This window comes from Stutzerimonas stutzeri, assembly GCF_000590475.1.
GTDB lineage: Bacteria > Pseudomonadota > Gammaproteobacteria > Pseudomonadales > Pseudomonadaceae > Stutzerimonas > Stutzerimonas stutzeri_D.
In genome coordinates this window covers 3,278,955-3,298,460 of record NZ_CP007441.1, presented here as the reverse complement: position 1 = coordinate 3,298,460, position 19,506 = coordinate 3,278,955, and the positions used below count along the sequence as shown (strand labels likewise).

18 protein-coding genes are annotated in these 19,506 nt (G+C 61.6%); 10 read left to right on the top strand and 8 right to left on the bottom strand.

Features of this window, described 5'->3' with window-relative positions; translation table 11 throughout:
• Positions 1 to 267: 267 nt before the first annotated feature.
• Positions 268 to 594, top strand: coding sequence for a Grx4 family monothiol glutaredoxin (gene grxD, locus CH92_RS14955; protein ID WP_025242580.1), 327 nt, complete (start codon positions 268 to 270; stop codon positions 592 to 594).
• A gap of 163 nt (positions 595 to 757) precedes the next feature.
• Here the strand turns inward: grxD and bfr are convergent, their stop codons facing one another.
• Positions 758 to 1,228, bottom strand: a complete 471-nt coding sequence (bfr, locus tag CH92_RS14950; RefSeq protein WP_025242579.1) for a bacterioferritin — start codon at positions 1,226 to 1,228, stop codon at positions 758 to 760.
• Positions 1,229 to 1,425: 197 nt separating this feature from the next.
• Positions 1,426 to 1,644 carry a bacterioferritin-associated ferredoxin gene (locus tag CH92_RS14945; protein ID WP_025242578.1) on the bottom strand — a complete coding sequence of 73 codons (219 nt, stop codon included), beginning with the start codon at positions 1,642 to 1,644 and terminating at the stop codon, positions 1,426 to 1,428.
• A 209-nt stretch (positions 1,645 to 1,853) separates the two neighbouring features.
• On the opposite strand from CH92_RS14945, the gene CH92_RS14940 reads away from it, so the two are divergent.
• Positions 1,854 to 2,396, top strand: a complete 543-nt coding sequence (locus CH92_RS14940; RefSeq protein WP_025242577.1) for a YaeQ family protein — start codon at positions 1,854 to 1,856, stop codon at positions 2,394 to 2,396.
• Between the two features lie 41 nt (positions 2,397 to 2,437).
• Here CH92_RS14940 and CH92_RS14935 read toward each other — a convergent pair whose 3' ends face one another.
• The 4 genes from CH92_RS14935 to CH92_RS14920 all read right to left on the bottom strand — a co-directional run bounded on the left by CH92_RS14935 (position 2,438) and on the right by CH92_RS14920 (position 6,196).
• Positions 2,438 to 3,655: an NRAMP family divalent metal transporter gene (locus CH92_RS14935; protein WP_025242576.1), complete on the bottom strand. Its 1,218-nt coding sequence runs from the start codon at positions 3,653 to 3,655 to the stop codon at positions 2,438 to 2,440.
• Positions 3,656 to 3,819: 164 nt separating this feature from the next.
• Positions 3,820 to 4,749 (bottom strand): biotin-dependent carboxyltransferase family protein, encoded by a 930-nt coding sequence (locus CH92_RS14930; protein WP_025242575.1) that lies wholly within the window; start codon positions 4,747 to 4,749, stop codon positions 3,820 to 3,822.
• On the bottom strand, positions 4,746 to 5,450 hold the full coding sequence (gene pxpB, locus CH92_RS14925; protein ID WP_025242574.1) for a 5-oxoprolinase subunit PxpB: 705 nt from the start codon (positions 5,448 to 5,450) through the stop codon (positions 4,746 to 4,748). Before pxpB ends, CH92_RS14930 begins: the two co-directional genes overlap by 4 nt.
• Positions 5,447 to 6,196, bottom strand: a complete 750-nt coding sequence (locus CH92_RS14920) for a 5-oxoprolinase subunit PxpA (RefSeq protein WP_025242573.1) — start codon at positions 6,194 to 6,196, stop codon at positions 5,447 to 5,449. Before CH92_RS14920 ends, pxpB begins: the two co-directional genes overlap by 4 nt.
• 197 nt (positions 6,197 to 6,393) lie before the next feature.
• Here CH92_RS14920 and CH92_RS14915 point away from each other — a divergent pair, with 197 nt between their 5' ends.
• From CH92_RS14915 to CH92_RS14880, 8 genes are all read left to right on the top strand, one after another.
• Positions 6,394 to 6,921, top strand: coding sequence for a winged helix DNA-binding protein (locus tag CH92_RS14915; protein ID WP_025242572.1), 528 nt, complete (start codon positions 6,394 to 6,396; stop codon positions 6,919 to 6,921).
• 30 nt (positions 6,922 to 6,951) lie between these two features.
• Positions 6,952 to 8,667 carry a single-stranded-DNA-specific exonuclease RecJ gene (gene recJ / locus CH92_RS14910; RefSeq protein WP_025242571.1) on the top strand — a complete coding sequence of 572 codons (1,716 nt, stop codon included), beginning with the start codon at positions 6,952 to 6,954 and terminating at the stop codon, positions 8,665 to 8,667.
• A gap of 135 nt (positions 8,668 to 8,802) precedes the next feature.
• The gene (locus CH92_RS14905) at positions 8,803 to 10,899 is read left to right on the top strand and encodes a molybdopterin oxidoreductase family protein (protein WP_025242570.1); all 2,097 of its coding nucleotides are present in this window, start codon (positions 8,803 to 8,805) and stop codon (positions 10,897 to 10,899) included.
• 253 nt (positions 10,900 to 11,152) lie between these two features.
• Positions 11,153 to 12,262, top strand: a complete 1,110-nt coding sequence (locus CH92_RS14900) for an NADH:flavin oxidoreductase/NADH oxidase (RefSeq protein ID WP_025242569.1) — start codon at positions 11,153 to 11,155, stop codon at positions 12,260 to 12,262.
• A gap of 28 nt (positions 12,263 to 12,290) precedes the next feature.
• Positions 12,291 to 13,043 carry a tellurite resistance TerB family protein gene (locus CH92_RS14895; protein WP_025242568.1) on the top strand — a complete coding sequence of 251 codons (753 nt, stop codon included), beginning with the start codon at positions 12,291 to 12,293 and terminating at the stop codon, positions 13,041 to 13,043.
• 159 nt (positions 13,044 to 13,202) lie between these two features.
• Positions 13,203 to 14,298, top strand: a protein-coding gene (prfB, locus tag CH92_RS14890; protein ID WP_100206780.1) for a peptide chain release factor 2 whose coding sequence is annotated in 2 segments (ribosomal slippage) — positions 13,203 to 13,274 and positions 13,276 to 14,298 — 1,095 coding nt in all. Because the reading frame shifts where the segments join, the coding sequence is not laid out codon by codon here.
• A gap of 194 nt (positions 14,299 to 14,492) precedes the next feature.
• Positions 14,493 to 15,995: a lysine--tRNA ligase gene (gene lysS / locus CH92_RS14885; protein ID WP_025242566.1), complete on the top strand. Its 1,503-nt coding sequence runs from the start codon at positions 14,493 to 14,495 to the stop codon at positions 15,993 to 15,995.
• 274 nt (positions 15,996 to 16,269) lie between these two features.
• Positions 16,270 to 17,565 carry a flavohemoglobin expression-modulating QEGLA motif protein gene (locus CH92_RS14880; protein WP_025242565.1) on the top strand — a complete coding sequence of 432 codons (1,296 nt, stop codon included), beginning with the start codon at positions 16,270 to 16,272 and terminating at the stop codon, positions 17,563 to 17,565.
• 61 nt (positions 17,566 to 17,626) lie between these two features.
• On the opposite strand, the gene CH92_RS14875 is transcribed toward CH92_RS14880, so the two are convergent.
• Entirely contained in the window at positions 17,627 to 18,937 is a 1,311-nt protein-coding gene (locus CH92_RS14875; protein WP_025242564.1) for a TRAP transporter large permease, read from the bottom strand.
• Entirely contained in the window at positions 18,934 to 19,473 is a 540-nt protein-coding gene (locus CH92_RS14870) for a TRAP transporter small permease subunit (RefSeq protein ID WP_025242563.1), read from the bottom strand. The genes CH92_RS14875 and CH92_RS14870 overlap by 4 nt, the downstream gene beginning before the upstream one ends.
• Positions 19,474 to 19,506 lie beyond the last annotated feature (33 nt).

Below are 19,506 nucleotides of genomic sequence, written 5' to 3'. Positions count from 1 at the left end.
TACCTTTATTGCCGCAATCGAGACCAGAGGTTTTTTCGAGAAAAAAGGAGGGCCTACGACAGGGGTCGCACCAGAAGCGACGAAACGGGAAAGGCGCGATCTTATCCAGAAAGCCTTCGCGGGCGCAAATCGGCCTCAGCACGCCAGAAACGTGGCCCACAAGCGAGCGCTCGTCGGTGACGGCACAGAAAAGCCGACCCCGCGACTCGGCTTTTAACCTGTTGTTCCTGTACAATGCGCGCCAACCGTGACTAGCCGAGGTGCCCCATGGATATCATCGAAACCATCAAAGAGCAGATCGAAAAGAACCCGGTGCTGCTGTACATGAAAGGCTCGCCCAACGCGCCGCAGTGCGGCTTCTCCGCCCGCGCGACACAAGCTGTGATGGGCTGTGGCGAAAAGTTCGCCTATGTCGACATCCTGCAAAATCCCGAGATTCGGGCCAACCTGCCGAAATACGCCAACTGGCCGACCTTCCCGCAACTGTGGGTCGACGGCGAGCTGGTCGGTGGCAGCGACATCATTCTGGAAATGTTCGAGAAAGGTGAGCTGCAACCGCTGATCAAAGAAGCCGTGCAGAAAGCCGGCGCCTGATCTCGAGAGTTGATCCGAACCCGCCGAATGGCGGGTTTTTTGTGCTTGGCCTGTTCGGAAACGTATTTCTCCACCCAGCCAATGCCGCCGATACAGAACAAGCAGCGATACCAAAAACGAAAATGGGAGCCAAGGGCTTTCATTTTCAAAGCAGACGGGTCAATCATTCGTCCATTTGGGACTGTAGGTAGTTCTCCATTCCGACCTTGTCGATCAGGCTCAGCTGAGTTTCCAGCCAATCGATGTGCTCTTCCTCAGACTCCAGAATATCTTCCAGCAATTCGCGGCTTCCATAGTCCCCGACGCTCTCGCAATAGGCGATTGCAACCTTCAGATCCTGGACGCCGCCCTGTTCCAGTTTGAGGTCGCAGTCGAGCATTTCACGCGTGTTTTCGCCGATCAACAGCTTGCCAAGATCCTGCAGGTTGGGCAGACCTTCGAGGAAAAGGATTCGCTTGATCAGCTTGTCGGCATGCTTCATCTCATCGATGGATTCATCGTATTCATGCTTGCCGAGCTTGCCGAGACCCCAGTCCTCGTACATGCGTGCATGTAGAAAGTATTGGTTGATGGCGACCAACTCATTGCCGAGAATTTTGTTGAGGTGCTGAATGACTAGCCTGTCGCCTTTCATGTCGGTGTCCTGCGTTGAATCAATTGTTTGATGCAAGCAGTCTGGCCACGAACCAGTAGGCTGTCAAACCTAAGTCGTTGAATGCAAAAGGGTAAAACTGAATAAGAATACGTCTGTTCCGCGACTGGATAGCAACGCTTTGATTTACGGACAGAAAAAAGCCGGGCATCGCCCGGCTCCGAAATATGCTGTTTCTATCAGGCGGGAACGAAGCCGGCAGGGTAGGCCAGGGATGCCTGAGCGCCGTGTACATTGCTCAGTGTTTCCCGGACCACTTGCTTGGCAATGCATGCACATTTGCCGCACTGACTGGCAACGCCGGTGGCTTCGCGCACCTCACGATAGCTGCAGCAGCCCTCGTAGATGGCTTCACGGATCTGGCCGTCGGTAACACCCTGGCAAAGGCACACGTACATAGGAACTACCCGTTGGGTCTGCGATGTTTGAGATGCTAAACAGAATGAGAATGATTGTCAAAGATCGCTCGTCGGGAAGCGCTCGGGCTGTGATTACTCGTTTCTGGCCATGCATGCGCATTGAACGACCCGACAATGCACTTGACGGATGAAGGTCCGGACGCGCGATGCGGTAAACTGCGTCCCCTTTTTTTGCGTCTGGAGCCGTTATGGCCCTGCAAGCCACGCCCTATAAAGTCGAGATCAATCTCACCGACCTCGATCGCCACGTTTATCAGGATCTGCGCTTTACGGTTGCCCGACATCCGTCGGAAACCGAAGAGCGTCTCGCCGCCCGGTTAATCGCCTATGTGCTCTGGTATGGCGAGCAGCTGGCTTTCGGCCGTGGGCTATCGGATATTGACGAGCCGGCGCTTTGGGAGAAAAGCCTGGATCACCGAGTGCTGCACTGGATCGAAGTCGGGCAGCCAGACGCCGAGCGGATCACCTGGTGTTCGCGCCGCACCGAGCGGTTCAGCCTGGTGGCCTACGGCAATCTACGTGTCTGGCAGACCAAGGTGCTCGACAGTGTGCGCAGTCTGAAGAAGATCAACGTGGTGGCGGTTGATCAGGAGGCGCTGGAAACCGTAGCGCGTGATCTGCCAAGGGCCATCAGCTGGAGTGTCATGATCAGCGAGGGCGGACTGTTCATTACCGACGAGCGCGGCCAGCACGAAATCCCGCTCGAGTGGTTGATTGGCGAGCGCGGCTAATCGAGCGGTCCGCCGGGCCTTGCTACCCGGCGGGCGTTGATTCACGACTGCCAGAACTGCACCAATGCGCTGAATGACATCACCACCCCAACCGCCGTGGCGATCATTGCCAGCAGGCCGAACACCAACATCCAGGTGGGATGGCGATATCCATCGCCGACGATGCTCGGCTTCTTGGAGGCCCAGAGGATGCAACCCAGCGCCAGCGGCAACACCAAGGCATTCAGCGAACCGGCGATGACCAGCACTTTGACCGGCTGGCCCACCAGGCTGTAGACCAGCGTCGAGCAGGCGATGAAGGCGATCACTACGCGTTGATTGTTGCGCTGGATGCTCTCATGCAGCGAATACATGAAGGTCACGCTGGTATACGCGGCACCGATCACAGAAGACACTGAAGCGGCCAGCAGCACCACGCCGAAAATCTTGTAACCCACTGTACCCATCGAATGGGAGAACACCGACGCGGCAGGGTTGCTGGGGTCCAGGCTCAGGCCTTGACTGACGACGCCCAGGGCGGCCAGGAACAGGCAGATGCGCACGACACCCGTCGTCGCGATACCGGTCACCGCGGCACGTGTCACGACGCCCACGTTCTGTAAGCCGGTGACGCCGGCTTCCACCAGCCGATGACCGCCCGAGAAAGAGATGTAGCCACCCACGGTCCCGCCGACCAGCGTCACGATCGGCAGCAGCAAAATTAGCGGGTCATCGGGATTGAAGCTGCGGTTCAAGGCTTCCATGACCGGCGGGCTCGATTGCAGCATGGCGTAGCCGATCATGCACAGCATGATCAGTCCGAGCACCTGCATCACCGAGTCCATAACATTCTTGGCGTTGCGCAGAAGAAAGATGCCGATGATCAGCACCGCCGCGATCAGCGAACCGATTACCGGCGGCACGCCGAAAATCACGTTCATCGCCAGTCCAGCGCCACCGATGTTGCCGATGTTGAACGCAATGCCGCCAAGCACGATGAATGCGGAGATCAGATGGCCGACGCCGGGAATGACGCGGTTCGCCACGTCCTGCCCACGCAGATTAGCGACCGTGATGATGCGCCAGATGTTGAGTTGGGCGCCGATGTCGATCAGCAGCGAAATGACGATGGCGAAGGCGAAGCTCGCCAGGTACTTCTCGGTAAACAGCGAGGTCTGGGTCAGAAACGCGGGGCCGATCGACGAGGTTGCCATGATGAAGATGGCGCCGCGCAAGACGTTGCGTTGCGACGCAGGGGTAGCGCTGGGTGTGGGGTGCATTGGAGTACCTTTCTTTATTGGCGTTGGGGCAGGTAGGAATGCAGCCGGGCGTGAACCGGACTCTCTTGTAATTGTTGTTTTTGGGTTTTGCGTGGTTTGGTCTGGGTCGGCTCACCTTTGGGTTGTCTATAGCGTTCGGTAATACGGTCCGTTGATTCGCTTCGCTATCGAGAGGCCAGACCACGCCAGCTGCCAACCAGCCCGCGTTGCTGGTTCTGCGCGCGCTCCAGAGACACTGGTTTAAGCCGCAGTTTGGTTCCCGGCATGCACTGAGCCAGCCGAGCGACCGCCAGCGGCGTCAGGGCGCCGAGCCGCGGATAGCCACCGATAGTCTGCCGGTCGTTGAGCAGCACGATGGGCTGGCCATCCGGTGGGACCTGAATGGCCCCCAGCGGCACGCCTTCGGAAATCATCGACTGGCGCGAGCTGCGGAGCACCGGGCCAAGCAGGCGGATACCCATGCGGTCGGCGCGCTGGTCCACCGTCCATTCGCGGTTGAATACATCGAACAGGCTCTGCCCGCTGAAGTCGCCGATCTGTGCGCCCAGTACTACCGGCAGCGCATCGGGAGTAACCAGCGGCAGCGTCTGGCTGGCATCCAGGGTGCGCGGTTGGGGCGCTATACCATTCCATCTCAGCCGATCGTCTGGCGCGAGCGCCCGGCCGTCGCCATGCAGACCGCCCAGCGCTTCGCGACGCACCGTGGCGCAGCTGCTGAGCAGCTGCGGCGCCGCGAACCCGCCAGGCGCGGCGAGATAGGCGCGTACGCCCTGACGGGGCTGGGCGAAGCTCAGGCGCTGACCCCTGCGGATGTTGAAGCTGCGACCCGGCGCAAGGGGTTGGTCATCCAGTGTGGCGCCTAGGTCGGCTCCGCATAGCGCCAGGCACGTGTCGGTCTCGGCGAGCAGGACGAGGCTGCCCAGGGTGATCTCCACTGTGGCGGCCTGCAGCGGATTGCCCAGCAGCCAGTTGGCCCAGGCCTGGGACACCCAGTCAGCGGCGCCGCCTTGGGTTACGCCCAGATGACGGACGCCGAACCGGCCTGCGTCCTGCAAGCTGGCCAGCACGCCACTGCGTTCGATCAGCAGGCTCATGGCGTCACCTCGAAGGGGCTGTCGTCGCCACCGAGGCGAATGAATTCAGCGTGCTCGATCGGCTGAAAACGCACGTGGTCTCCAGGCTGCCAGATGCTGTAACCGTCCATGTCGCGATCGAACAACCGGGTTGGACTGCGGCCGATGAGGTTCCAGCCGCCAGGCGAGATCAGCGGATAGATCGCGGTCTGGCGATCGGCAATGCCTAGGCTGCCGGCCGGCACCTGTTTACGGGGCGTCTGCAAGCGGGGGCTGGCGAGTATTTCGTCGACCAGCCCCATGAAAGCGAATCCCGGTGCGAAGCCCAGGGCGAACACTTGATAAGTACGGCTGCTGTGGTGCTCGATCACACCGGATACGCCCAAGCCGCTGCGCTGACCGAGGGCCTCGAGTTCGGGCCCGACGCTGGGGTCGTACCACACCGGAATGTTCAGCTCGCGCGCCTGGCTACCCGCGTCCGGCTTCAATTCATACAGGGCATCGGCGATGCATTGGCGCGCCTGATGGTCGTCCAGTTGTGTCAGGTCGTAGTGCACCAGAAGCGTCGTGTAGGAGGGCACCAGGTCGATCAGCGCCCCACCGAAGGCCTCACGCAGACGGGTGGCGGCGGCCAGCAGCCAGGGCATATGAGCTTCGTCGATCTCATCGAACAGGCGCAGCATCAGGCTGTCGATGCCGACCACTTCGATACGCGGCTTCATCCCGCCAGGCCCTCGAGTGCCTGGCGGATGCGCTGCACCGCAGCGACCGAGCCGGCGTTGTCGCCGTGCACGCAGAGCGTGTCGGCACGCAGAACCAATGCACTGCCATCACTGGCAGTCAGCGGTTCGCCCTTGGCCAGGCTGAGCGCCTGGGCCGCGACGGTATCGGCATCGTGATGGACGGCGCCGGGCAGGGCGCGGGAAACCAGCATGCCGGACGGATCATAGGCCCGATCGGCGAACACTTCGAACCACAGCGTGATGCCGAGTTCGTCCGCCATGGTCTGGCTGGCGCTGTTGTCGCGTGTCGACATCAGCATCAGCGGCAGCGAGGGCGCGTAGGAGACGATTGCGGTCATCACGGCGCGCAGCAGTTCTGGCTGGCGCATCATGTTGTTGTACAGCGCGCCGTGGGGTTTGACGTAGCGAACCTGGGTGCCCTCGGCGCGGCAGATGCCATCCAACGCACCGATCTGATAGAGCAGCATGTTTTCCACTTCCTTCGGACTGCAGTCCATGGAGCGGCGGCCGAACCCGACCAGATCGGGATAAGCCGGATGCGCACCGATCCGTACGTCATGCTGTGTCGCCAGTGCCACGGTGTGCCGCATGACCTGGGGATCCGACGCGTGGAAGCCGCACGCGATGTTGGCGCAGTCAATGAAAGGCATGACCTCGGCGTCCATGCCCATGGTCCAGGCGCCAAAGCTTTCACCGATATCGCAATTCAGGAGTAGAGCGTTCATGGGTTCTCCGTAAGGGGGCTGTCCCGTAATGGCAGGTCAGTGCGTGATAAATACGATGATAAATTATCGATAAGTTATCAATAAATATTTTTCTTATTTGCTCTGGACGATCTCTCGGTGCGCATTGCTGTATGCTTGCGGACCCGATTCATCAGGGTGGCAAACCGTTGCCATCCTTCATTTTCATGGTTCGCAAGATGGTTGACGCCAAATCCCCTCGTCCGTTGCGATCGTCCATCGTGGCGTCGGCGCATCTCGCCGAGCAGTCGCAGGAACTCTCGGAACTCGAATACGGCATCATCATCGCCAGTGCCGCGCTGATGCGTTGGATGGAGCGCTGCATGAAGGCCTCCGGTGCGGTAGAAATGAATGCGCTGGACGTCATGGTGCTGCACAACCTGACCAGCCGCGGCCGTGCCAAACGACAGGCGGACATCTGCCTTCTGCTGAACATCGAAGACACGCACACCGTGACCTACGCGCTGAAGAAGCTCGGCAAACTGGGGCTGGTGACGGGCGAGAAGCAGGGCAAGGAAATGTTCTACCGAACCACTGACAAAGGCCGCGAGCTGTGCCAGGAATACGCCGACATCCGTCGCGAATGCCTGATCGCATCCTTCGAGAACTTGAATATCGACCCGGAGGAGATTCACCGTCTCGCCGGGATGCTGCGTGCCATGTCGGGCTTGTACGACCAAGCCGCGCGCGCAGCGACATCGCTCTGAACGCCTCACGCTGAACCGGATAATGACCAGATGCGCATTGAACCCCGCCCGTTGCCCGAGCTGTTGCCTGACCTGGGCGACCTGCCGCCACTCCTGACACGTCTTTATGCAGCGCGTGGCGTGCAGTCGGTGACTGAACTCGACAAGGGCCTGGCGCGGTTGATCCCGTACGGCCAGCTAAAGGGCATCGATGCGGCCGTAACGCTGTTGGTCGAGGCGCTGGAGGCGCGCCAGCGCATCCTCTTCGTTGGCGATTTCGATGCCGACGGTGCCACCGCCAGCACGGTTGGCGTGCTGGGTTTACGCCAGTTGGGCGCCGCGCATGTGGACTACCTGGTGCCCAACCGCTTCGAGTACGGCTATGGCCTGACCCCTGAGATCGTCGCTGTGGCGCTGGAGCGCCAGCCCGATCTGCTGGTGACGGTGGACAACGGCATCTCCAGCGTCGATGGCGTGGCGGCAGCCAAGGCGGCCGGACTCAAAGTGCTGGTGACTGATCACCACCTGCCCGGGCCCGAACTGCCGGCAGCGGATGCCATCGTCAACCCCAACCAGCCGGAATGCGCTTTCCCGAGCAAGTGCATCGCTGGCGTCGGCGTCATTTTCTACGTACTGCTGGCGCTGCGTGCCCGGCTACGTGAATCGGGCTGGTTCGCGCGCACCGGCTGGGCTGAACCGAACCTCGGCGAACTGCTGGATCTGGTGGCGCTGGGCAGCGTTGCCGACGTGGTCCCGCTGGATGCCAACAACCGCATCCTGGTGCACCAGGGCCTGGCGCGGATACGTGCCGGTCGTGCGCGGCCTGGACTGCGGGCAATCCTCGAGGTCGCCGGGCGCGATCATCGGCGGATCACCTCGACCGATCTCGGCTTCATTCTCGGCCCGCGGCTGAATGCGGCAGGGCGCCTGGATGACATGGCGCTGGGCATCGAATGCCTGCTTTGCGAAGACGAAGCCCTGGCGCGGGACATGGCCGTGCAGCTGGATCAGCTCAATCAGGACCGCAAGGGTATTGAACAGGGCATGCAGCGCGAGGCGCTGGCCCAGCTCAAGGACTTGCCGCTCGAAGACATGCCATTCGGCCTCTGCCTGTTCGAGCCGGACTGGCACCAGGGCGTCATCGGCATCCTCGCTTCACGGCTGAAGGAGCGTTATCACCGCCCGACCATTGCGTTTGCCGATGCGGGTGAAGGCGTGCTCAAGGGTTCGGCACGTTCGGTGCCGGGCTTCCATATTCGTGATGCGCTGGACGCCGTGGCGGCGCGTCATCCGGGGCTGATCAGCAAGTTTGGCGGTCACGCCATGGCGGCGGGGCTGTCGCTGCCGCAGGAGAACTTCGGTGCGTTCGCCGCCGCTTTCGATGCCGAAGTGCGGCGGCAGCTGTGCGAGGACGATCTGACCGGGCGGCTGCTCACCGACGGGCAGTTGAGCATCGAGGAGTTCCATCTCGAGCTGGCCAAGGCGCTGCGCAACGCCGGCCCTTGGGGGCAACATTTCCCCGAGCCGGTGTTCCACGGTGTGTTCCAGTTGGTGCAGCAGCGCCTGGTTGGCGAGAAGCACCTGAAAATGGTGCTCAAGAGCGAATGCGGCTCGCTAACCCTCGATGGCATTGCTTTCAATATCGACCGAGACGTCTGGCCCAACCCCAACGTGCGTTGGGCCGATCTGGCCTACAAACTGGACGTCAACGAATTCCGCGGCCGCGAAAGCGTGCAGCTGCTGGTGGCGCATATCGCCGCGCGTTGATCTGCCAGGCGCTTGTTCGGGATGCAAGATCGGCTTGCTGAATCGACGGGCATTTACCCGGGCGTGATTGATTGTTGCCTAGTCGTCGTGGGCCTAGAGTGATTGGATTACAAGAACAATCCTCCGGAGCCTGCGATGAGCGAATCGATCCAGCACCACCGTGCGTGCCATCTGTGTGAGGCCATCTGCGGCCTGACCATCGAAACCCGTGATGAGCAGATCGTTTCGATCAAGGGCGATCCGCAGGACAGCTTCAGTCGCGGCCACATCTGCCCCAAGGCCGTCGCGCTGCAAGACATCCAGAACGATCCGGACCGTCTGCGCCATCCCATGCGGCGCGTTGGCAACGAGTGGCAGGCCATCGAGTGGGACGCTGCGTTCGAGCTGGTCGCCGAGCGCCTCGCCGAGATCCGCGAGCGCCATGGGAATAACGCGGTGGCCGTTTACCAGGGCAATCCCAGCGTGCACAACTATGGGTTGATGACCCACAGCAACTACTTCCTCGGTCAGCTGAAGACCCGCAATCGTTTCTCCGCCACCTCGGTCGATCAGCTGCCGCATCACCTCACCAGCCTGATGATGTACGGCCACGGTCTGCTGATTCCGATCCCCGACATCGATCACACCGACTTCATGCTGATTCTGGGCGGCAATCCGCTGGCGTCCAACGGCAGCATCATGACCGTCCCGGACGTGGAAAAGCGTCTCAAAGCCTTGAAGGCGCGTGGCGGCAAACTGGTGGTGGTGGATCCGCGTCGCAGTGAAACGGCGGCCATTGCCGACCAGCATCTGTTCGTCCGCCCTGGCGAAGACGCAGCGCTGCTGTTCGGTTTGCTCAATACCCTGTTCGAAGAAGGCCTGAGCCGTGCCAGTCATTTACCCGTGGAGGGTCTGGATGAGCTGCGCGCAGCGGTGGCGCCCTTCACCGCCGAGGCGATGAGTGGACGTTGTGGGGTGCCGGCCGAGCAGATTCGCCAGTTGGCCCGGGATTTCGCAGCGGCCGACAAAGCGGTCTGCTATGGGCGCATGGGCGTCTCCACGCAAGCGTTCGGCACGCTGTGCCAATGGCTGGTGCAGGCGATCAATCTGGTTACCGGCAACCTCGATCGGGTGGGCGGCGCGCTCTGCACCCAGCCGGCGGTGGACCTCGTGGCCAGCACCTCGGGCGGCCACTTCAATCGTTGGCAAAGCCGGGTTTCGGGGCTGCCGGAATATGGTGGCGAGCTACCGGTATCGGCGCTGGCCGAGGAAATGCTCACCGAAGGGGAAGGGCAGGTGCGCGCGCTGGTCACCGTGGCCGGTAATCCGGTGCTGTCCACACCCAACGGCCGGCAGCTGGAACAGGCGCTGGACGGGCTGGAGTTCATGCTCAGCATCGATTTCTACATCAACGAAACCACCCGTTACGCCGATCTGATCCTGCCGCCGACGGCGCCGCTGGAGCATGATCACTACGACACCACTTTCAACGTCTTCGCGGTGCGCAACGTCACCCGTTTCAACGAAGCCGTGCTCGCCAAGCCGGCGGGTGCGCTGCATGACTGGGAAATCTTCGTCGGGCTGGCCAAGGCGTTCGCGGCGCGTACCGGAATCGAGCTGAAATCGACCATGGCCCCTGAGCACATGATCGATCTGGGCTTGCGTGCCGGTCCGCATGGCGACGGCAGCGCGGCTGGCCTGAGTCTCGCCAAACTGCGTGATTACCCGCACGGCCTGGATCTAGGGCCGCTGCAACCGAATCTCGCCGGCCGCCTGAAGACAACGAGCAGACAGGTGCAAGCCGCACCGGAACTGTTCCTGGGTGACGTTAAGCGCTTCGCGTCCGCGCCGCTGCTGGAGTCGGATCAACTGGTGCTGATCGGACGCCGCCATGTCCGTAGCAACAATTCCTGGATGCACAATTACCATCGCCTGGTGAAGGGCAAGCCGCGTCATCAGCTGCTGATGAATCCGGCGGACTTGAGTCGCCTCGAATTGACCGATGGCCAGCGTGTGCGGGTTCGTTCGCGGGTCGGCATGATCGAGGTGGAAGTAGCTGCCAGCGACGAGATGATGCCCGGTGTGGTCAGCCTGCCGCATGGCTGGGGCCACGCTCGGCCCGGTGTGCAGATGGGCATTGCCAGCAGCCAGCCCGGAGCCAGTGCCAACGATCTGACCGATGAGCGTCAGCTGGACGCACTGTCCGGTAATGCGGCGCTCAACGGTGTGCCGGTGCGGGTGGAGGCGGCATAATCTGCCGCCGGTGGCAGTCGATTCGCGCGATTGGCAGCTTTTGCTTACCTCGGCCCTTTAGGGAAGGGGCTGGAGCGAGTGCCTGTAATACCGGTGGGGTTTGAGGCTGGGCTAGCAATCCCGTCAGGCTGAATCCACCCCCGGTAACACCTGGTCACCGATTCGCCCCTCAATGCGGCTTCGGCCGAGCAAAGTCGTCGAAACAGTCTGTACTGGTGGATGTCCAACGCGCATCCATCGCAGTGAGGTTTCCATGACACAGCTTTTCCAGCCGCTCACCCTGCGTCAGTTGACGCTGCCCAATCGTATTGTCGTCTCGCCAATGTGCCAGTACTCGGCCAAGGCCGGGATGGCCAATGACTGGCATCTGGTTCATCTGGGCAGTCGGGCCGTGGGCGGTGCCGGGCTGGTCATCCTCGAGGCGACGGCGGTATCGGCCAACGGCCGGATTTCGCCGGAGGACCTTGGGATCTGGACCGACGAGCACGTCGAGCCGTTGCGCCGCATCACGCGGTTCATCGAGTCTCAGGGTTCGGTGGCCGGCATTCAGCTGGCGCATGCGGGGCGCAAGGCGAGCACCTGGCAGCCCTGGCTGGGGCGTCATGGCAGCGTGCCGATCGCGGCCGGAGGCTGGACGCCGGTGGGGCCGTCAACCATCGCTTTCGATCCAGAACATGCGGTGCCGACGGCGCTGGACGAAGGCGGTATCGCCGACATCATTCAGGCCTTCGTGCGTGCTGCCGAGCGCTCGCTGGCGGCGGGCTTCAAGGTGGCCGAGGTGCATGCAGCGCACGGCTACCTGCTGCATCAGTTTCTATCGCCGCTATCCAACCAGCGCCAGGACGGCTACGGCGGCTCCTTCGACAACCGTATCCGTCTATTACTGGAGGTCACCGAGGCGGTGCGCGCGGTATGGCCTGAGGAGCTGCCGCTGTTCGTGCGTCTGTCCGCGACTGACTGGGTACAGGACGGCTGGAATGCGGAAGAAACCGTTGAACTTGCGCGGCGGCTGAAGACACTCGGCGTTGATCTGATCGATGTGTCCTCTGGCGGCACGGCCGTCAATGCCGAAATCCCGGTCGGCCCAGGCTATCAGACCCAGTTCGCCGAACAGGTTCGACGTGAGGCCGGCATCGCCACCGGTACGGTAGGCATGATCACCGAGGCGGTACAGGCCGAACACATTCTGCGCACGGGGCAGGCAGACCTGATTCTGCTGGCGCGTGAGCTGCTGCGCGACCCTTACTGGCCGTTGCACGCCGCTGAAGATCTGCGTGACACCTCGGTACCCTGGCCAGCGCAATACGTGCGTGCCGCGCATCGGAACACGCCGATCCGGCAAATGCCCGATTCGCTCGACTGATTCCGTCATTAATCCAGGCAGGTAACTCATGAAGACCACCGGTTTGCTCGATCAACTGCTCAAATCTGGGCAGGACCTGTTACAGAAACAGCAAGGCTCCGTAGCGCGCCCCGGCAGTACCACAGGTTCGCTCGGCGACATGCTTTCAGGCGCTGGCGGGCCGCTGGGCAGCATCCTTGGCGGCAGTGGCGGCGTCGGGCGTGGCGCCTTGGCGACCGGCGCGCTCGGCATGTTGCTGGGCAGCCGGGGCGGCCGCCGCTTGGGCGGCAAGGCAATCACCTATGGCGGGCTGGCTGCGCTTGGCATGCTGGCGTACAAGGCCTACGGCAACTGGCAGGCACAACAGGCACAGCGGGGCGGAGCAGTACCGACAGCGGCCGCTCGCTCGGAGCCGAAGACGGTTGATCGTCTGCCGCCGGAGCAGGTTGAGGAGCACAGCCGCGGCATCCTTAAAGCGCTGGTCGCGGCGGCCAAAGCCGATGGCCACGTCGACGACCAGGAGCGGAAGATGATCGAAGCCGAGCTGACCCAGCTCACCGATGATCCCGAATTGCAGCGTTGGCTCGAGGCGGAGCTGAACAAGCCGCTGGATCCGGTTGATGTTGCCGCTGCCGCCACCACCCCGGAAATGGCTTCGGAAATGTATCTGGCCTCCGTGCTGATGGTGGATGAGGAGCAGTACATGGAGCGCGCTTATCTCGACGAGCTGGCCCGGCAACTGAAGCTCGATGCGCAGCTGAAAACCGAACTGGAAAGCCAGGTGCGTGGCGTTTCCGCCTGATGCCGTCGGGGTGGTGCCTTTGCCGCTCCGGCTGTCGTGCTCCCTGGTTGACGCTGCTTGACATAGGCGCTGCCGGCGGTCTCGCGTGGGCTGTCAGCGGCGGCCTGCTGCGCTATAATCGTCGGCTTTTCGCACCGTCCGATTGAGAGCTGCCTACCTATGGAAATCAACCCGATCCTCAACAGCATCAAGGACCTGTCCGACCGCACCCAGTCAATTCGGGGGTATCTTTGACTACGATCAGAAGCATGATCGTCTCGTCGAAGTAAACCGCGAACTCGAAGACCCGAACGTCTGGAACAAACCTGAGTACGCCCAGAACCTGGGCCGGGAGCGCGCCACCCTGGCGCAGATCGTCGAGACCATCGACGATCTCGAGGGCGGCCTGGCCGATTCCCGCGATCTGCTCGACATGGCAGTTGAAGAAGACGACCAGAGCGCCGTGGATGACGTGGCCGCCGAGCTGGACCGTCTGCGCGGCATCCTCGAAGGGCTGGAATTCCGCCGCATGTTCAGTGGCGAAATGGACCCCAACAACGCTTACCTCGACATCCAGGCCGGCTCCGGCGGCACCGAAGCCCAGGACTGGGCCAACATCCTGCTGCGCATGTACCTGCGCTGGGCCGATAAGCGCGGTTTCAGTGCCGAGATCGTCGAGCTGTCCGAAGGCGAAGTCGCCGGTATCAAGGGCGCCACCGTCCACATTAAGGGCGAATACGCCTTCGGCTGGTTGCGCACTGAGATCGGCGTGCACCGCCTGGTGCGCAAGAGTCCATTCGACTCTGGCGCCCGCCGCCACACCTCGTTCTCGGCAGTGTTCGTCTCACCGGAAATCGACGACAGGGTCGAGATCGACATCAATCCGGCGGATCTGCGCATCGACACCTACCGGTCCTCCGGTGCCGGTGGTCAGCACGTCAACACCACCGACTCTGCGGTACGTATCACCCACGTACCAACCAACACGGTGGTGGCCTGCCAGAACGAGCGTTCCCAGCACGCCAACAAGGACACCGCCATGAAAATGCTGCGGGCCCGGTTGTACGAGCAGGAAATGCAGAAGCGCAACGCGGCCTCCCAGGCGCTGGAAGACACCAAGTCCGATATCGGCTGGGGTCATCAGATTCGCTCCTATGTGCTCGACGACTCGCGCATCAAGGATTTGCGTACCGGCGTGGAGCGTAGCGACTGCCAGAAGGTGCTGGACGGCGACATCGACCAGTACCTCGAAGCCAGTCTGAAGCAAGGGCTTTAACGCTACTGAGCTTGGCCAGCGTGGGTGGGCTGAAGCGGAACGCCGCCCGGCCCACCCAACTCGAGTTCCAGTGTCCAGATGTAGGGTGGGCTTTAGCCCACCAAAATAGGGGCAGGCCATGGTGGGCTGAAGTGAAACGCCTTCCAACACACCCTCCCCGGGATTCATTCATTCGATCCAGGCATTTTTAAACCATGAGCGAACAACCGCTGAACCAGCACGCCATCCAAGAGGAAGAAAACAGCCTGATCCTTCAGCGCAAGGAGAAACTGGCCGCCGAGCGTGCCAAGGGCAACGTCTTCCCCAATGACTTCCGTCGCGACAGTTACTGCAACGATCTGCAGTTGAAATATGTCGACAAGACCAAGGAAGAGCTGGCAGAAGCGGCGATTCCGGTAAAGGTCGCCGGGCGCATCATGCTCAACCGGGGCGCGTTCATGGTCCTGCAGGACATGACCGGACGCATCCAGGTCTACGTCAACCGCAAGACGCTGCCGGCCGAGACGCTCGAAGCCATCAAGCATTGGGACCTGGGCGACATCATCGCCGCCGAAGGCACCCTGGCGCGTTCGGGTAAGGGCGACCTCTACGTCGAGATGACTGACGTGCGGCTGCTGACCAAGTCGCTGCGCCCACTGCCGGACAAGCATCACGGCCTGACCGACACTGAACAGCGCTACCGCCAGCGTTACGTCGACCTGATCGTCAACGAAGAAACCCGCCACACCTTCCGTGTGCGCTCACAAGTGATCGGCCATATCCGCAAGTTCCTCAACGAACGCGACTTCCTCGAAGTCGAGACGCCGATGCTGCAGACCATTCCAGGTGGCGCGGCGGCCAAGCCGTTCGAGACGCACCACAACGCGCTGGACCTGCCGATGTTCCTGCGCATCGCGCCGGAGTTGTACCTCAAGCGACTGGTGGTCGGTGGCTTCGAGCGGGTTTTCGAGATCAACCGCAACTTCCGTAACGAAGGCGTTTCGACCCGGCACAACCCCGAGTTCACCATGCTCGAGTTCTACCAGGCCTATGCCGATTACGAAGACAACATGGACCTGACCGAAGAGCTGTTCCGCGAGCTGGCGCAGCTGGTCCTGGGCAGCACCGACGTGCCGTACGGCGATAAGGTCTTCCACTTCGGCGAGCCCTTTGCCCGGCTGTCGGTGTTCGATTCGATCCTCAAGTACAACCCGGACATCAGCGCCGCCGACCTGCAGAACATCGACACCGCGCGCGCCATCGCTAAGAAAGCCGGCGCCAAGGTGCTTGGCTTCGAAGGGCTGGGCAAGTTGCAGGTGATGATTTTCGAGGAACTGGTCGAGCACCAACTGGAACAGCCGACCTTTATTACCCGTTATCCGTTCGAGGTATCGCCCCTGGCGCGTCGCAGCAATGACGACCCGAATGTCACCGACCGCTTCGAGCTGTTCATCGGCGGCCGCGAGATCGCCAACGCCTATTCCGAGTTGAACGATGCCGAAGATCAGGCCGAACGCTTCCATGCGCAGGTCCGCGACAAGGACGCCGGTGACGACGAGGCCATGCATTTCGACGCCGACTTCGTTCGCGCGCTGGAATACGGCATGCCGCCGACCGCGGGCGAGGGCATCGGTATCGACCGTCTGGTGATGCTGCTGACAAACTCGCCATCTATCCGCGACGTGATCCTGTTCCCGCATATGCGTCCCGAGGTCTGACCTCGGCCGAACGGCGCTCGGTGAGGCGTTGCCGAGCGGCTGCCGCACCGCTGCCATTTGCAGCGGGCCGTAGCGCCAGCAGCCGAATACGGCGCGGAGGTCTGCGCTCGCGCCTGGATCCAGCCGGTATTGTACGGCTCGAGGGATTCAGATCGGCCGCTGGCGGCCGACACCTTTATATGGTGGGCGCGGGGTGATCGTGAACCGGGCACGGAACACGCGGGCCTACTGATGTATAACCTCAACGCTACGGATCATCACTGACGAGGTACGGATGAATACCCGTAACAATCTCGATGAGTACCAGAGCACGGTGCGCGGCTTGTCTGACCGCATCGTCGAGGCGCAAACCCCAATGCGGGTGCTCGACGCGGTGAAGTGGGACGACAGCATCCGCCAAGGCTTCTTCGCCACGGGCGCTCGCGAGCTGCCCCAGGTCGATCGCGGGTATTACGAGGGCCGGCCGCTGGGCTTCGATTCCAGCGCAAAAAAGGAAGAATTCCAGAACATCGAGCGTGACATCACCCGCCAGCTGGGGCAGTTCAATCCGGTCGGGCAGATCATGCGGCGCATGTGCAAGGAGTACCGCATGGTCATCCGCATGCTCGAAGCACGTGGCACCGCTGACTTCGGCCTGATCTCGCAGGAGCTGTACGGCGCTGCCTCCGACGCTTTTCACGCGGGCGATCCAACACTGGCCGATCTCGGTCTGATGCTTTCCGATTATCTGAACAACATCGCCGATCGCGGTGATTTGAAGGACGAAGCCAAGACACTCAGTGCGCCGCAGGCCGTGGACATGCTGCAGCAGCGGCTCGATCTGGTGTTCGGTGAGGGCGAAGGCGTGATTCGCGTGTTCGAGTCCGACGGCATCCTTGCCGACGCCGCGGCGGGCGCCGACTACATCAAGATCCGCAGTGACGCGATGTTCAATGCCCGCGACGTGCGTGCCCTGGAAGTTCATGAGGGGCTGGTACATGTCGGCACCACGCTCAACGGCCAGAACCAGCCGATCTGCACCTTTCTCGCCAAGGGGCCGCCGTCTTCCACCGTGACCCAGGAAGGGTTGGCAATTCTGATGGAAGTGATTGCCTTCGCCTCGTATCCAACCCGCCTGCGCAAGCTCACCAATCGTACCCGCGCCATTCATATGGCCGAAGAGGGCGCTGATTTTCTCGATGTGTTCGGCTTTTTCCGCGGCCAGGGCTATACCGACGACGAGTGCTACAGCAATGCCAGCCGGGTCTTCCGCGGCTCGCTCCCAAATGGTCTGCCCTTCACCAAGGACCTGTCCTACCTGAAGGGTTTCATCATGATCTACAACTACATCCAGCTAGCGGTGCGCAAGGGCAAGCTGGAACATATCCCGCTGCTGTTCTGCGGCAAGACCACTCTTGAAGACATGCGCACGTTGCGCCAGTTAGTCGACGAGGGCATGGTGGTGCCGCCCAAATACCTGCCGCAGCAGTTCCAAGATCTGAACGCGCTTTCGGCCTGGATGTGCTTTTCCAACTTCCTTAATCACCTGAGCCTGGATCGGATCGAGGCGGACTACGCCAACATCATCTAAGTCGATATGCATCAAAAAAGCCGGAGTATTTGCTCCGGCTTTTTCGTTACGGCGGCCTTGATCAGAACAACGTGCGCGGCAAGTAAGTCGCGATCGCAGGGAACAGCATGATGATGCCCATGCCGATGATGTTGACGATCACGAAGGGAATCACCGACCAGTAAATGTCTTTCATGGTGATGCCGGGCGGAACGATGCCTTTGAGGTAGAACAGGTTAAACCCGAACGGCGGCGTCATGTAGCCGATCTCCATGTTGATCACGAACAGCACGCCGAACCAGATCGGATCGAAGCCGAGCGAGGCGATGATCGGCAGAAACACCGGTAGAGTGATCAGCATGATGCCGACCGGGTCGAGCAGCATGCCCATGACGAAGACGATGGCCATCATGAAGATGACGATGGCCCAGCGGCCACCCGGCAGATCCATCATCAGCCCCTCGATCAGCGACTGCGCGCCCATGCCCTGGTAGGCCGAGCTGAACGCGTGAGCGGCGAACAGAATCCAGGCGATCATGCCGGTGAGCTTGAAGGTGCGGATGGCGGCTTCCTGCAGAATCGGCCAGTTCAGCTTGCGATATACCGCGGCGGAAATCAGCGCGCCGAACACGCCCATGGCGGCGGCCTCGGTGGGCGTAGTCAAGCCACCGATGATCGATCCGAGCACCATGACCACGATGCCGATCGGCAGCAGCACGGCCCGCACCGCCCGCAGCTTGTCGCCCCAAGTGCCGCGCTCCTCCTTCGGCAGCGCCGGTGCGAGGTGTGGCTGCAGGTAGGAGCGCACGAGTACGTAGGTAACCGTCAGCGCGACCAGCAACAGGCCCGGTAGGACGCCCGCCGCGAACATCTTGCCGACCGACTGTCCGCTGATCATCGCGTAGAGAATCATCATGATGCTCGGCGGGATGAGAATCCCCCAGCCGCCGCCAGTGTTGATGCAGCCCAGCACCATACGCTTGTCGTAGCCGCGTTCTAGCATCGCTGGCAACGCGATGGTGCCCATTGCGACTACCGCGGCGCCGCTGATGCCGACCATCGCGCCGAAGACGGCGCAGATGCCCAGCGTGCCGATTGCCAGCCCGCCGCGCATGCCGCCGCACCACAGGTGCATCATTCGGTAGAGGTCGCGGGCCACGCCCGTGCGTTCGAGCAGCATGGCCATGAACACGAACAGCGGAATGGCGACCAGAGTGAAGCTTTCCATGGTGCCCCACATCTGCGAAGCGACCATGTAGAAGGCATCGACGCCCCAGGTGAAATACAGGAACAGCACCGAGACGCCGCCCAGCACGAAGGCCAGCGGCAGGCCGAGTACCAGAAAGAACACCAAGGTCAAAAAGAACAGTAGCGTGGTGACTTCGATACTCATTGCGCATCCTCCGCGTGCCTGGAGTCGCTGACCGGCGCGCGGCCCAGTGCGACGAGGATGTCCTGCAGCAATTTCGCGATGCCCTGCAACAGTAGCAGCAGCGTGCCGAGCGGAATCATCGCCTTGATCGGCCAGATCGGCGGGTTCCAGGCCGAGTAGGAAGTTTCCAGGCCCTGGATCGATTCCCAGCCCATGGAGCTGCCGAAGTACAGCAGCGCGGCCATGAACAGAAAAAACATGCTCGAGGTGAAAATGTCGATCCAAGCGCGGGTACGCGGACCGAATGAGGCATAGAGCAAATCAACATTGACGTGGTCGCGGTGCGCCATTACATAGCCGCCTGATAACACCACGTAGGCGCCAAACAGCATCTGCCCGAGTTCATTGGTCCAGGACGTCGGGCTCGAGAACAGATAGCGCAGGAATACTTCGAACAACAGCAGCCCGAAGATAAGGAAAATCAGGTAGGCCACCCAGCGGCCGATGAATTCATTGAGCCGGGTGATGCCATTGATGTAGGCATGGATCAGGCGCATGACAAGCCCCAGGACGAGGATTAAGCGGATCAC